Below are 13813 nucleotides of genomic sequence, written 5' to 3'. Positions count from 1 at the left end.
CGCGCTACCTCTCGGCCGCCGTGTCCTCCGGGTCGTCCGGGACGAAGGTCAGCGCCACCCCGTTGTTGCAGTAGCGCAACCCGGTCGGCTCCGGACCGTCGCCGAAGACGTGCCCCTGGTGGCCGCCGCAGCGCGCGCAGTGGTACTCGGTGCGGGGAACCAGGAGCTTGTAGTCGACTTTGGTCTCAATGCTGCCCTCTATCGGCGCGTAAAAGCTCGGCCACCCCGAACCGGAGTCGTACTTGGTCGCCGAGGTAAAGAGCGGCGCGCCGCACCCCGCGCAGTAGTAGGTGCCGGGGCGCTTCTCATAGTTGAGGGGGCTCGAGCCCGGCCGTTCGGTACCCTCGTGGCGGAGCACGTAGATCTGCTCGGGGGTGAGGTTGGGGTTTTGTTGGGGGGCGTTCTCGTCGCGCTTTTGCGAGTCCATAGACTAGCCTAACCGCTTTGCGCGCCCCCCCGCGTCAAGCAGGCTGCGCCCGCCCTTCACGGCAGGAGCGCCAACACCGACTTCGGCAGCAGCTTCTCGTTAAACCACACCACCTTGGCGGGCAGGTCGTCTAGGGTGATCCCCGCGCGGCTTAGGTTGAGCCTCTCCGACACGGCGAGGATGAGGTCGTCGCGCAGGGCACGCCTGACCTGGGCGAACTTCTTTTTGAGGTATTCGGGACGCCAGTACCCGACGATCTCGAGCAAAAACGAGCGCCCGTCGGGGTGGACGAGACGAAAGTCCGGGACCATCACGCTGCCGGGCAGCGCGACGAGGTCGACCTCGCGCTCGAGCCGCCAGGCGTGCTACCCGCGCTGCGCCAGCGCTCGGTAAAGGCGCTCTCGAGGATGCTGTCGTAGGGCCTGCCGGGCGGGTAGTGCGAGACCAGGCCGCAGCTCGAGTCCAGCGCAAAGCGGCTGGGGGTGCTCGAGCCGTCATAGAGCGTACGCGGCGCGAGCTCGGCGACGAGGCTCCAGCGCGTGACGTGTAAAAGCGCGGGGAGGAGCTTCGCGAGCGCCAGCCCGTAGCGGGTGCTCGGCGCAAACAGGCTCGCGGGGCCGTCGACGGTGATGGTAAAGCCGTACTCGGCGTCGCCCTCGATGTAGCTCATCAGGCCGAAGAGTTTGAGGTAGCGAAACAGCAGCTTGTACTCACCGGGGTCGTTGCGGTGCGCGGTGATCACCACGTGCTTGGCGCGGTAGAGGACGCCCTGCGCCTGGGCGAGGTTGTAGCGGTGCAACAGCGCTTCGGGCGTGGGCGGCTCGAAGGCTACCAGGCGCTGGTTGTCGGGCAGGTCGGCGTAGAGCCCCTCGCGCACCTCGCCTGGGTGCACGCTCCGGCCGAGCTCCTGCGTGAGCGCCTCCGCGACGCGTTGCACCGTCGCCGCGGCGCCCCGCGGGTCCGGCACGCCCGAGGCCGCGCGCGTAAAGACCGCTTCGCGCAGTTTGGCGGGCTCCAGCGGGCTCACGGTCTCAAACGTGCTGAAGCTACCGAGCAGGATGTGCGCCAACCCGCGTTTGACGCGGTAGTCGGTCCCGTCCCCCTCCAACACCGCGAGCTGCTCGTTGAGCTCAGCGCGCCGCCCTCCGCGGCAGCGCTCAAAGAGGGCGATCAGGTCGCGCGCCGTCGCTAGGTTTGCGCGGTTTAACTCGAGGCGTTTGGGGATGACCTCCTCGCCGAGCGCGCGGGAGATCAGGAGGGGCGACGGCAGCACTAGGGCCCCGGCGCGCCGAGGTCGTCTAGGGTGACGGTCTCCTCGTCGCCGATGCGCTCGAAGCGCGGGGGGGCCTCCGGCCGCTCCCCGCGCCGCCGCCGCGACACCCCCTCCTCGCTGGTACCCTCGGCGACGACCTCGTAGAGCACCGCGAGCTTCCCCTCGCCGCGCCGCAAAATGCGGCCCAAGCGCTGCACGTACTCGCGCGTCGAACCCGTTCCCGAAAGCACCACCGCGACCTTCGCCGCCGGCACGTCGACCCCTTCGTTGAGCACCCTGGAGGTCACCAGCACCGGGTACGCGCCGCTCCGGAAGCGTGCGAGGATCTCGTGCCGCTCCTTGACCTTCGTCTGGTGGGTGATGGCCGGAATCAAAAAGTCCTGCGACACGCGGTAGACGGTCGCGTTGTCGTCGGTGAAGACGAGCGTCCGCTCGGGGAAGTGCCGCCGCAGCAGGTCGGCTAAGACGCGCAGCTTCCCCTCGGTACCGAAGGCGATGGCGCGCGCTTCGCGGTGCGCCAGCATGGCCGCGCGCCCCGCCTTGGAGCGCGCGCTCGCCCGGACGAAGCGGCCCCAACCCGACAGCGTGCCCAGGCTGATCCCCTGCTGCGCTAAAAAGGCGTTGCGCGTCCCTATGAGGGCGTCGTAGCGCGCGCGCTCCGCGGCCGAGAGCTTGACTCGGATCTGCACGACCCGGTGCTCGGCCAAAGCGCCGCCGGCGAGCTCCGCGGGGGTGCGGCGCAGCACGACGGGCCCGATGAGCCGCTCTAAGTCCGCGTGCTTGCCGTCACTCCGCTCGAGCGTCGCGGAGAGCCCCAAGCGGTAGGGGGCGAGCGCGTACTCGGCGACGGCGCGGTAGAACGCCCCCGGCAGGTGGTGGCACTCGTCGAACACGAGAAGGCCGTAGCGGTTGCCGAGGGTTTCGGCGTGCATCGCGGCGCTGTCGTAGGTGGCGATAAGAAGCGGCGTGCGGTCCTTTGAACCCCCGCCCAAGAGCCCGACCTCGACGTCCGGAAAAGCGGCCCTGAGGTGCGCGTACCACTGGTGCATGAGGTCCAAGGTGGGCACCACCACGAGGGTGCTGCGCGGGGTCGCCTGCATGGCGAGCTGCGCCAGGTAGGTCTTTCCCGAGCCGGTCGGCAGCACCACCACCCCGCGGCGCCCCGAGCGCTTCCAGGCCCGAAGCGCCTCGAGCTGGTGGGCAAAGGGCGTTACCTCGGTAGCGGGCGTGAGCTGCAGCGCGCCAAAGGCGCGCGCCTTGTCCACGACCGCCACCCCCTCGGCGCGCATCGCCTCCAAAAAGGGGCGGTAGGCGAGGGCGGGGAGGCGAAACCGCTCGATGCGGTCGTCCCAGGTGGCGAACTGAACCCAGCTGTGGCCGGCGGGGGGAAGGTGGAGGATCAGCGTGCCCCTGTCGAAGGTGAGCCTGCTAGGCTGCGGCACCCCACCAAGCTATCACGGCCTCAAGCACCCCCTTGTCGCTCGCCGCTTCGGGCTCGAGGTGAGAGGGCGCTGGAAGGCCCGAGCGCCGCACGCGGGGCGCACGCGCGACGGGGCAAAAAAAGGGGACCCGAAGGTCCCTAAACGCCCCGTTAGAGGCCGAGCGTCTTACCGGCGCGGATACACGCCGTGCAGGCGCGGATGCGGCGGGACTGGCCGCCGACGTGGCTCGTCACCCGTTGCAGGTTGGGGAGCCGCCAGGTCTTCGTGATGCCGGTCGTTTTGCGCCCGACGCCGCCCTCGCGCTTCGCCTTCCCGCTCTGCACCAGTTGGTTGCGGATGACGGGCTTTTTCCCGCAGATGTCACATACTTTCGCCATAGTCACCTCTTCCGTCAAAACCTTGCAATCTTAGCACGCTCCAGCCCCGTTAGGCAAGGCGCCTAAGCAGCCACAGCCGCGGACGGTGGCCGCCGTGAAAGACCTGCACGCTTCTTACGGAGTCCCAGCGGGCGCGGACTGCAGGCTGCGCCAGCACCTCGTCAAAGAGCCGCAGCTCGTGCGTGAGGATGACGAGGCGCCCCCCGGGAGCTGTTACGCGCGCCGCCTCGAGCAAAAACGCCGGGTAGAGCGCGCGGTTGCGGCCGTGGGTGCCGACCGCGTCACCCCAGGGCGGGTCGGCGACGACGACGCTTACGCTCGCGTCCGGCAGCGGCAGCGCCGTCGCGTCGGCCTGCAAAAGCTCTAGCGTCACGCCCGCGGCGCGCGCGTTGTCGCGGGTGCACGCGAGCGCTGCGGCGCTCGTGTCGCACGCTAAAAGCCGCGCGGGGGGGAGCGTCAGCGCCTGTTCGATGGCGAGCGTGCCGGAGCCGCACATGGCGTTCAGCAACCGGTCGCTGGCCCGCACCTCGGCGAGCGCCAGCATAGCCGCGGCGACGCCCGCGTTGAGCCCACCCGGGAGGTTGCAGACGCGCCAACGCCGCGCCGAGAGGGGGCGCGGGGTGAGGCGCAAGAGCGCCTCCCAGCCCTCTTGGTGCGGCGCGCGCCGCAGCCGCAGGAGCAGCTCGCCGGTCTCCGGTTCAAAGGCGAGCCCCGTCTCGCGGGCGAGCGTCTCGGCGAGGCGCATCAGGACGCTCGAGCCCTCCCCCGCCGCCCCCAGGCGGAAGCTCGCAAAGCGCTCCCCCGCCGGCGCACCGCGGCGCACCGCGGCAATAGCGGCCAAGAGCCGCGTCAGGTGCTCGTGCCCCAAGAGCGCCTTGGGGCGGGGCACGGCGAAAGGCACCACGGCGTACACCGCGACCACGGTGCGCAGCGCGTGCAGCGCCGCCCAAGGCCCCGCAAACGCGAAGCGCACCGCACCGGCCGCCGCTCGGGGCTCCCGCACGCCGCGCAGCGCGCGCAGCTCCGCCGCGGCGAAGGGCTCGAGCCCCGGCAGCACCTCCGCTTCAAAGGCCGTGAGGGCCGGGGGCGCGGCGCGGGGGGCTTTGGGGGGGGCTTGCGGCGGGGCACGGAGGTCTACGATACCGCACCCGCGCCGCGCCCCCGCATAAGCTATGAGGCGATGCTCCCCCCGCCCCGCGCCCTCTACCTCCACGTGCCGTTTTGCCCCAAGGTGTGCCCCTACTGCGACTTTCACAAGATGCGGCGGCACGAGGGGTTGGTCGCGGCCTACCTCGAGCGCCTGCAGGGGGAGGCGCGCGCGCTTTACGCCGCGTTTCCGGGGCCCTTGGACACCCTCTACTTCGGCGGCGGCACGCCGTCGCACCTCACCGACGACGAGCTCGCCCACCTCACCCGCACCCTCGAGGCGACGTGGGGCTTTCCGGCGGCGCTGGAGACGACCCTTGAAGCCGACCCCAAGACGTTTGACCGGGGGCGCCTAGAGACCTTTCGGGCGCTCGGCTTCGACCGCCTCTCCATCGGGGTGCAGTCCACCCAGGACGCGGTGCTGGCGTTTTTGGGCCGTCAGCACACCGGGCGCGAGGGGCTCGAGGCGGTCGAGATGGCGCTCGCGGCGGGCTTTACCGTCTCCGCCGACCTCATCACCGCGGTCCCGGGGCAGGACGCGGCGGCGGACCTGCACGCGCTCGCGCAGACCGGCGTCGCGCACCTTAGCGTCTACACCCTCACCATCGAACCCTACACCCCCTTCGCGCGGCGCGGCGTCACCGTCGACGAGGACAAGGAGGCCGAGGACTACGCGCTAGCCAGCGAGGTGCTCGGCGCCTACGGCCTCGTGCGCTACGAGGTCTCGAGCCACGCCCGCCCCGGCTTTGAGGCGAAGCACAACAGCGTCTACTGGCGCGGCGACCCCTTTTTGGCGCTCGGCCCCGCGGCGGCGGCGTTCGTACCCGTGTCGCACGGCGGCCTTCTGGGGGAGCGCCGCACGAACCCGCCCATCAAGGCCTGGCTGGCGGGCGCCCCCCCCGAGGTCCTCCCCGTCGGGAGCGCCGCGTACGTCCAGGACGTGCTGATGACCGGCCTCAGGACCGCGCGCGGGCTCGACCTGGCGGCGCTGAGCGCGCGCGCAGGTTTCGACGTCGCGGCGCACTACCAAGGGGTGCTGGCGCGCCTGGAGCGCGTTGGGCTGCTCGAGCGCGCCGGGGGGTTCTTACGCGCGACCGAGGCGGGGCTGCTGCAGCTCAACGGGGTGACGCGGGCGCTCTTCGCGGTCGCGCCCCCAGCGCACCCCCCCCACGCTTAGGCCGCCGCCTGCCGCCGCGTCTCCTCGAGCATCTGCCACAGGAGCCGCGAGAGCACCCCGCCGCTCGCTAGCCCCAGGGCGTCCTCCTGGCGGATCTCGGCGAGCGCCGCGTCGAAGCGCCGCAGCAGCCGCGGGTGACGGGCCAAAAAGCCCTCGACGGCCGCCGCGGGGTCGCTGGCGTCGCCGCCTTCGACGAGGAGCTGCTCGGTGAGGCCGAGCTGCGCCCGCCGCAGGTCCATGACAAGGCCGTTGAGGGCGATTTTGTCCCACTTGCTGCGGGCCTCGAGCGCGGCGAGCGCGTCGCGCAGCGCGCCGAGCGAGAAGCGCTCGCCGAGGGCGTAGAAAAGGCGCGCCGCGGTCTCTAAGGGGGTCGCGGTGTTGCGGCTGACGTCGACCACCCCGACCGAGCTCGGCAGGTACTCGAGGCTGGCGAGCTCCGCCGCTAGGGGCCCCTCGAAGCCGAGCGCCACGATCTCCTGCAGCGTCCCCTCGTAGCGGGCGCGCTCCGCTGCGGGCAAGAGCGCCGCGAGCCCCTCACGCAGCGCCGAGAGCGGCGCCTTGTAGGTCTCGACAAAGGTGCCGACCGAGGCGACGGGGATGTCGTTGAGGAGCAGCCACGCCACCACCCCCTCGACGGCGGCCACGAAGCGCTCGAGCATGGCGTACTGCGCGTCGGCCGCCACGGCGCCGTCGAGCGCGAAGAGGCGCTCTAAGAGGGCGGGCGCCTCGAGGATCTCGAGCGCCAAGAGCGCCCCGCGCACCACCTCGACCGGCGAAGCGCCGGTGTCGCGGACGTTGCGGTGCACAAAGCTCATCCCGAGAAGGTCGACGACCGTATTCGTAAACTGCGTGGCGGTGATTTCGCGGCGCAGCGGGTGCGCCAGGATGTCGTCTCTAAAGCGCGCCTGCAGCGCTTCGGGGAAGTACTCGACGAGGTAGTGCGCGAAAAACGGCTCGTCGGGGAAGTCGGTCTCTAAAAGCCGCCGGTAGAGCCCCATCTTGGTGTACGCCAGCAGCACCGCGAGCTCGGGGCGGGTGACCCCGCGCGCGAGGGCCGTTTTGGCGTCCGGCAAGGCCTCGACGTCAGGGCGGAGCGTCCCCCGTTCGGCGAGGTAGGCTTGCAGCGACACAAAGGGCGAGACGTCACGGCTCGCGCGCCGTTGGGCGAGCGAGAGCGCCAAGGACTGCCGGTAGTTGTCGCGCAGCACGAGCGCGCTCACCTCGGCGGTCATCTCCTTAAGGAGCGCGTTGCGCTCGTCGAAGCTGAGGCGGCCGGCGGTGACGAGCGGTTGCAGCAAGATCTTGAGGTTGACCTCGTGGTCGGACATGTCGACGCCCGCCGAGTTGTCCACCGCGTCGGTGTTGATCCGCCCACCCGCGAGGGCGTACTCGATCCGCGCCCGCTGGGTGAACCCCAAGTTGCCCCCCTCGCCGACGACCCGCGCGCGCAGCTCACAGGCGTCGACGCGCACCGCGTTGTTGGCGCTGTCGCCGGCCTCGGCGTGCGTCTCAGTGCTCGCTTTGACGTAGGTGCCGACCCCGCCATTCCAGAAGAGGTCGACGGGCATCTTTAGAATTGCCCGGATGAGGTCCTGGCCCGAGAGCGCTTCGGCCTCGAGGTCCAGGACGCGCCGCACCGGCTCCGAGAGCGGGATGCTTTTGGCGAAGCGCGAGTAGACCCCACCCCCCGCGCTGATCACAGCGGGGTCGTAGTCGGCCCAGGTGGAGCGCGGCAGCTCGAAAAGGCGCCGGCGCTCGCGGTAGCTCGCCTCGGGGTCGGGGTCGGGGTCTAAAAAGATGTGCTGGTGGTTAAAAGCCGCCAGGAGTTTGAGCTTGGGGGTGTAGAGCATCCCGTTGCCGAAGACGTCGCCCGACATGTCGCCGATGCCAAAGGCCGTAAAGGTGTCGCGGTGGACGTCCAGACCCAGCTCGCGGAAGTGCCTGGCCACGCACTCCCAGGCGCCGCGCGCGGTGATCCCCTCCTTTTTGTGGTCGTAACCGTAGGAGCCGCCGGAGGCGAAGGCGTCGCCGAGCCAGAAGCCGTACTCGGCGGCCGTCTGGTTGGCGAGGTCGGAAAACGTCGCGGTGCCCTTGTCGGCGGCGACGACCAGGTAGGGGTCGGGGTCGTCGAACACGACCACACCTTCGGGGTGCACCACCCGGCCCTCGACGAGGTTGTCGGTGAGGTCCAAAAGCCCCCTGAGGTAGGTCTGATAGGCCTCACGGACAAAGGGGCGCAGCGCCTCCGGGTCGCTCGGCTCCCCTTTGAGGACAAAGCCCCCCTTCGAACCGACGGGGACGATGACCGCGTTTTTGGTCATCTGGGTCTTCATCAGCCCCAAGACCTCGGTACGCACGTCGTCGGGCCGGTCGCTCCAGCGCAGACCGCCGCGCGCGACCCGGCCGCCGCGCAGGTGCACCCCCTCGACCGTGGGCGCCGAGACGAAGATCTCATAGAGCGGGCGCGGTTCGGGCATGTGCGTGACGCGCGCCGACTCGAGCTTAAGCGAGATAAAGGGTTTGTCCAGAAAGAAGTTTGTGCGCACCGCCGCCTCGACGAGGTTAAAGAGCCCCTGGAGCGTCCCGTCCTCGGCGAGCGAGGCGACCTCGGCGAGCCCCTCGTTAAAGTCGGCGCGCACCTCCGCCAGGGCCGCCTCGCGCGCCTCGCGGCCTCGCGCCGGGCCCCCGGGCGGGTCGGGGGCGAACTTGGCCTCGAAGGCGCGGTAGATCAGCCCCGCGAGCGCGGGGTGTTTGAGCAGCGTGTCGTTGACGAAGCGGCGGCTCGTCCCGGCCGAGAGCTGCGCGTAGAGCGCCTGCAGGGTGCGCAAAAGCGCCACCTGACGCACGCGCAACCCGCCGTAGAGCACGAGGCGGTTTAAGCGGTCGTTCTCCGCCTGCCCCCTCAGGAGGGCGACGAGCGCCTCTTGCAGCCTCTCGCCGACCGCCGCTAGCTCGAGCCGCTCCCCCTGCGCGCCCTGGACCCGAAAGACGTCGAGGCCGCGCACCGGCACCGGCCCCTCGGCGAGCGACACGAAGTACGAGACCTGCTCCAACACCCGAAAGCCCAGGTTTTCGAGGATCGGCAGCACCTCGCTTAGGACCAACGTGCGCTCCCGGTGGTAGACCTCGAGGTGGGTGTCGTTGGGCGCCCCGTCGGGGGCGGGTTCGGCACCCCCTTGCGCGCGGTCGGGGCCTTCGGGGTTGCGAAAGCGGACCACGAAGGGGGTGTGCTCGAGCTCCTCGAAGGCCGCGACGTCGTGCACCGCCGTTTCGGGTCGGGTGTCGGCGCGGTAGCGCTCGTCGAAAAAGCGCGCGTAGCGCGCCGCGAGGTGCCGGCCGCGCGCCGGGCCGTAGGTCGCCTCGAGGAGTTCGCCGAGGTGGTCGTCCCAGGTGCGGGTCAGCTCCGCCACGCGGCGCTCGAGCACCGAGAGCTCGAGGGTGTGCGGGTCGAGGTCGGTGGTAAAGAAGAAGTGAAAGCGCACCTGCGCCTCGTCCTCGCCGATAGCGAGCTGGTAGTCGACGTGCGTGGCGCGAAAGGCGTTCGTGAGGTAGGCCTGAATGGCGCGGCGCACCTCGGCGTTAAAGCGGTCGCGGGGCATCACCACCATCACCGCAAACCCGCGCGCCAAGGGGTCGGGGCGCACGGTGAGCCGCACCCCCCCCTCGTCGGCCATCGCCATCACCGTGCGGATGTCGCGGTGCAGCCGCTCGGGGTCGCTCCAGAAGAGCTCGTCGCGGGGGATCGAGTTAAACACCGAGATGATGCGTTTAAAGTCGTGCGACCCCGGCTTGGCGTGGTCGAGGGCCAAGACGAGGCGCAGCTTGCGCCGCAAGATGGGGATCTCGTCGACCGGGGTCGAGAGCGCTTTGGAGGTAAACAGCCCGACGAAGCGGTGCTCACCGCGGAAAACGCCCCGCACGACCTTTTTGATCCCGATGTAGTCCATCCGCGCGGGGCGGTGCACGGTCGCCTCAGCGTTCGTCTTGGTAACCGTGAGCACCTGACCGCCGACGACGCGTTCGCGCAACCCCTCCGGCAACCGTGAGAGCGGCACCGGGGTGTTGTAGGCGCTGCTGACCTTGCGCAGCACCCCGAGCCCCGAATCGGGGGTGACCTGAAGCCGCAGGTCGCCACCGGGGGTCTCCGGCTCCAAGAGATCGTACTCGCGGTAACCCAAAAAGACGTAGTTGTCCTGGGTCAGCCAGCGCATGAACTCGGCGTACTCGGCGAGCTCGTCGGCGCGTTCGATGCGGCGCTCCGCCTGCGCCAACTCCGCGAGGTAGCGGCTGAGCGCCTTGGCTTGCGCGCGCATCGGGCCGTAGTCGTCGGTCGCCAGCACCACGTCCTGCAAGATGTTCTCGACGGCCTTGGCGAGCGCGCGGCGGGCCGCTTCGCGCGGCTCCAGCGCGAGAAAGTAGAGCTCATAAGCTTCGGGCACCCCCCCCTCGCCGAACCCGAGGAGCTTCCCGTCGGCGTCGCGGTGCACCTCCAAGATGGGGTGCAACAGGTGCAAGACGTCGACGTTGTGGCGCCGCAGCTCGGCGCGCACCGAGTCGACGATAAAGGGCCGGTCGCCGAGGCTCAGCTCGAGCACGGTGTAAGGGACGCTCCAACCGTCGTTTTCTAGGGTTGGGTTGTAGACCCGTAGCCGCACCTCGCTGGGGTGCGTGCGCACGCCGATAAAGTCGCGCGCGCGCCGCCCCAAGGCGGTGAGGCTCTCGGCGCTAAAGGCCTCCAAAAGGTCGGGGGGCGCCTCCTCGAAGAGCAGGCCGATCAGCTGGCGCTCGAGCGCCTTCGCCCCGCGGCTTTGCGCGACGAACTCTTGCAGGTGGTTTTGCGTTGCGGGCATCTCGCTTCTCCTTTACGCTCCGGACCGCCGGCCGGCGCTTCAGGTCTGGCTACCTTGAATATGCAAAGTATACATGGGCGCGTTCGTTCGTCGCGCCGCAGCGCGCTGTATACGGCGCGCCCCTACCCCCCACGCACCCTTTTATGCGCCCTTTGCCCCCCACACATGAACCCTCGAGGGCGCCCCGTATACTGGGGCCATGTACCTTCTCGTTGCCGCGGCGCTCGTCGCGTTAGACCAGCTCACCAAGGTCTGGGCGGCCAACACCTTTCCGCTCGGCGGGCCGGGCGTCCCCATCGGTTTGGGTTTTCACTTTACCTATACCCGCAACATCGGCGCCGCCTTCGGTATCCTGCAGCACGGCCCCACGACCACCCTGCTCCTGGGCGTCCTCTCGGCGGCCGTCTCGCTCGCGCTGCTCATCTACCTGCTGCGCCGCGCGCCCACGCTCTCCAGGCTGCAGCTCTCGGCCTTTACCCTGATCCTCGCCGGCGCGGTCGGGAACATGATCGACCGCTTTTACCTGGGCTACGTGCGCGACTTTATCCACTTCCACCTGCCCAACTTCAACTTCCCGGTCTTTAACGTCGCCGACATGTGCGTGGTGATCGGCGCGGGGCTGCTCATCTTGGCGAGCCTCACCGAGGGCTCTCACGAGGGGCAGCCGCGCGCAGCTCCCCCCGACGAGCTCGGCGGGACCCGGCCCGAAGCCGACCGCTAAGCGCCGTGTGGCGTCAGCACGCGGGGCGACCGTAGCACTCCTGACCTAGAGCGTTTCGCCCCCGCACCTCGCTCCCCCTAGCGGGCAAAGCTCGCTAGGGGCGCTGCGTTTTTGGCGGTTTCACGACGAGGGGCGGCGGTGTCAGGGCGCGTGCTCGCCGACGCCTTTGAAGGTGAGACGTAGCAGAAGACCTCACTACGCCCGCTAACGCACGAGCTGCAAGAACCGCGGCCGACCCACGAGGTCGTCGTGCACCGCGCCGCGCGCCCACCCCCGGCTCTCGGCGAGCGCGCGCGCGACGTTGCGCGCGTCGAGCTCGACAAACAGCGCGGCGCCCGGTTGGAGGGCGCTAAACGCCTCGCGCTCGAGCCGCCGAAAGACCGCCAGACCGTCCGGCCCCGCGTAGAGCGCCGTCGCCGGGTCGGCTTGCACCTCCGGGCTCACCGCCTCGCGGTCGCCCTCGGGCAAGTAGGGCGGGTTGGAGACGACGAGCTCGGCGCGGCGCGCAAAGGCGCGCACGGCGGGATCAGCCAGGAGGTCGGCGCGGCGAAAGCGCACGGGGAGCCCCAGGCGCCGCGCGTTCTCCCGAGCGACCGCCAGAGCCGCCCCAGAGAGGTCGCTCGCTAAGACCACCGCGTCCGGGCGCTCCGCTTGGAGGGCCAAGGCGACCGCGCCGCTGCCGGTGCCGACGTCGAGCACGTGCGGGCGCGCTCGCCCCCGGAGGTGCGCGAGCGCCAGCTCGACGAGGCGCTCGGTTTCGGGCCGCGGCACGAGCACCTGCGGCGTGACGCGTAAGGTGAGCCCGTAAAAGGGCGCTACTCCCAGGATGTGCTGGAGCGGTTCGCGCGCCTCGCGGCGGCGCACCCACGCCTCGAGGCGGCGCCTTTGGGGGACGCTCAGCGGCCGCTGACGGGCGAGCAAGAGCTCGCTGCGGGAGAGCGCGAGGAGCGCCTCTAAAAGCGCGTACGCTTCGCTCGCGGCGCTCTCGACGCCGGCGCGCTCCAGGCGCCGGGTGGTGTCCTCTAGGGCTTGGGCGAGGGTCGTCATGGCGGGTGTCGGCGGTTTACGCGTGTCTCGTGCGTGTCCACTGCGTGTCCACGCGTCGCAGCCCGGGGGCCGTGGTCGGGGTCGCCTCGAGCGGGCTCCCGCACAGCCCCCCCGGGCTCGAGGCGGTTGGCGGGACACACCTTCTGGGGGGCGCCGCGCCACCGGGTCAGCAGGCGCCGAGCACAGCATACCGCCCCCGCGTTCGCGTAGGCGCCGCGCCGCCGATTGACACGGCCCCCCCTGGGCCGTAAGCTCAGAGCCGCGCACGTCTGGGGAAGTCCGGTGCGAGTCCGGCGCTGTCCCGCAACGGTAACGAGACCCCTCGAAGCCCGATCGCCAGCCGTGACGCCTACACACCCCTCGCGCGGACGAGGCGGGTGCGCTTGCGGCGCAGCTGCAAAGAGCCCTCCTCGACGCGCGCGTAGCCCGAGGAGGCTGCTTATGAAGGTGTCCGTCCCCCTCACCGCTTGGTGGCTCACCCTGGCGAGCGCCGCGCTCGCCGCGCCCTACCCCCTTAGCGTCACCGACGACTTAGGCGTCACCGTGACCCTCGAGCGGGAACCGGAGCGGGTGGTGGCGATGATGCCCAGCCACACCGAGACGCTCTGCGCCCTTGACGCCTGCGACAAGCTCGTCGGCGTCGACGACTTTACCAACTACCCCCCCGAAACCGACGACCTACCCCGCCTCGGCGGCGCGTTCTCACCGAACATCGAGGCGATTTTGGCGCTCGAGCCCGACCTGGTGCTCGCCGACGAGTCGTCCGACCTCGCGGCCGCGCTGCGCAACGCCGGCGTCACGGTCTACGCGGGCACCGCCCAGACCTTCGACGAGGCCTTCGAGAAGTTCGCGGTGCTCGGGCAGCTCGTCAACCGCGAGCTCGAGGCGGCGCTCCTCGTGGAGCGGGTGCGGGGCGAGATCGAGGCCATTGCCGCGCAGACCGAGGCGTTAGAGGGGGTCTCGGTCTACTATGAGATCGACCCCACCCCCTTTAGCGTCGGGCCGGGGTCGTTTATCGGGGTGCTGCTGGCCAAAGCGGGGGGGGAGAACATCGTCACGGAGGACTTGGGCGACTTTCCGCAGCTCGACCCGGAGTACGTCATCGCCGCCGACCCGGAGGTGATTATCGTCAGCGAAGAGGACGCCGGGGCGCTTCCCGAGCGTCCCGGGTGGGCGGGTATCAGCGCCGTGCAGCAGGGGCGCGTGGTCACCACCGACGCCGTGACGCGCGACGCCATCAGCCGCCCGGGGCCGCGGATGGTCGAGGCGGTGCGCTTTTTCGCCCGAGCCCTGCACCCCGAGGTCTTCGGCGAACCCGAGGCCGTGCGCGGCGCGGCCTCGCGTTAGGCCGCG

At 70.3% G+C, this 13813-nt stretch carries 9 protein-coding genes, 1 pseudogene and 1 riboswitch; of the genes and pseudogenes, 3 read left to right on the top strand and 7 right to left on the bottom strand.

Translation table 11 applies throughout. The features are described from left to right. Positions 1-4: 4 nt before the first annotated feature. The 5 genes and pseudogenes from msrB to TRAD_RS01970 all read right to left on the bottom strand — a co-directional run bounded on the left by msrB (position 5) and on the right by TRAD_RS01970 (position 4732). Positions 5-427 carry a peptide-methionine (R)-S-oxide reductase MsrB gene (gene msrB / locus TRAD_RS01990; protein WP_013176910.1) on the bottom strand — a complete coding sequence of 141 codons (423 nt, stop codon included), beginning with the start codon at positions 425-427 and terminating at the stop codon, positions 5-7. A 56-nt stretch (positions 428-483) separates the two neighbouring features. Next, positions 484-1700: pseudogene (locus TRAD_RS01985) on the bottom strand (DUF790 family protein). Beyond that, positions 1700-3142, bottom strand: coding sequence for a DEAD/DEAH box helicase (locus TRAD_RS01980; RefSeq protein ID WP_013176909.1), 1443 nt, complete (start codon positions 3140-3142; stop codon positions 1700-1702). Before TRAD_RS01980 ends, TRAD_RS01985 begins: the two are co-directional and overlap by 1 nt. Before the next feature lie 149 nt (positions 3143-3291). Further along, a complete protein-coding gene (locus TRAD_RS01975; RefSeq protein WP_013176908.1) occupies positions 3292-3519 on the bottom strand; it encodes a large ribosomal subunit protein bL28 in 228 nt (75 codons plus the stop codon). A gap of 49 nt (positions 3520-3568) precedes the next feature. Next, positions 3569-4732 carry a methyltransferase domain-containing protein gene (locus TRAD_RS01970; protein ID WP_221401637.1) on the bottom strand — a complete coding sequence of 388 codons (1164 nt, stop codon included), beginning with the start codon at positions 4730-4732 and terminating at the stop codon, positions 3569-3571. On the opposite strand from TRAD_RS01970, the gene TRAD_RS01965 reads away from it, so the two are divergent. Then, positions 4700-5842 carry a coproporphyrinogen-III oxidase family protein gene (locus TRAD_RS01965; RefSeq protein ID WP_013176906.1) on the top strand — a complete coding sequence of 381 codons (1143 nt, stop codon included), beginning with the start codon at positions 4700-4702 and terminating at the stop codon, positions 5840-5842. The genes TRAD_RS01970 and TRAD_RS01965 overlap by 33 nt on opposite strands. Here the strand turns inward: TRAD_RS01965 and TRAD_RS01960 are convergent. After that, entirely contained in the window at positions 5839-10692 is a 4854-nt protein-coding gene (locus tag TRAD_RS01960) for an NAD-glutamate dehydrogenase (RefSeq protein WP_013176905.1), read from the bottom strand. The genes TRAD_RS01965 and TRAD_RS01960 overlap by 4 nt on opposite strands. A 199-nt stretch (positions 10693-10891) precedes the next feature. Between TRAD_RS01960 and lspA the strand changes: the two genes are divergently transcribed. Continuing rightward, positions 10892-11413, top strand: coding sequence for a signal peptidase II (lspA, locus tag TRAD_RS01955; RefSeq protein ID WP_013176904.1), 522 nt, complete (start codon positions 10892-10894; stop codon positions 11411-11413). A gap of 204 nt (positions 11414-11617) precedes the next feature. Here lspA and prmC read toward each other — a convergent pair whose 3' ends face one another. Beyond that, the gene (gene prmC, locus TRAD_RS01950; RefSeq protein WP_013176903.1) at positions 11618-12460 is read right to left on the bottom strand and encodes a peptide chain release factor N(5)-glutamine methyltransferase; all 843 of its coding nucleotides are present in this window, start codon (positions 12458-12460) and stop codon (positions 11618-11620) included. Positions 12461-12732: 272 nt separating this feature from the next. Continuing rightward, positions 12733-12810: riboswitch (cobalamin riboswitch) on the top strand. A 91-nt stretch (positions 12811-12901) separates the two neighbouring features. Here prmC and TRAD_RS01945 point away from each other — a divergent pair. Continuing rightward, a complete protein-coding gene (locus TRAD_RS01945; protein ID WP_013176902.1) occupies positions 12902-13807 on the top strand; it encodes an ABC transporter substrate-binding protein in 906 nt (301 codons plus the stop codon). Positions 13808-13813: the final 6 nt, after the last annotated feature.

The sequence above is a fragment of the Truepera radiovictrix DSM 17093 genome (assembly GCF_000092425.1).
Lineage (GTDB): Bacteria > Deinococcota > Deinococci > Deinococcales > Trueperaceae > Truepera > Truepera radiovictrix.
This window is presented reverse-complemented; position numbering and strand designations above follow the sequence as displayed.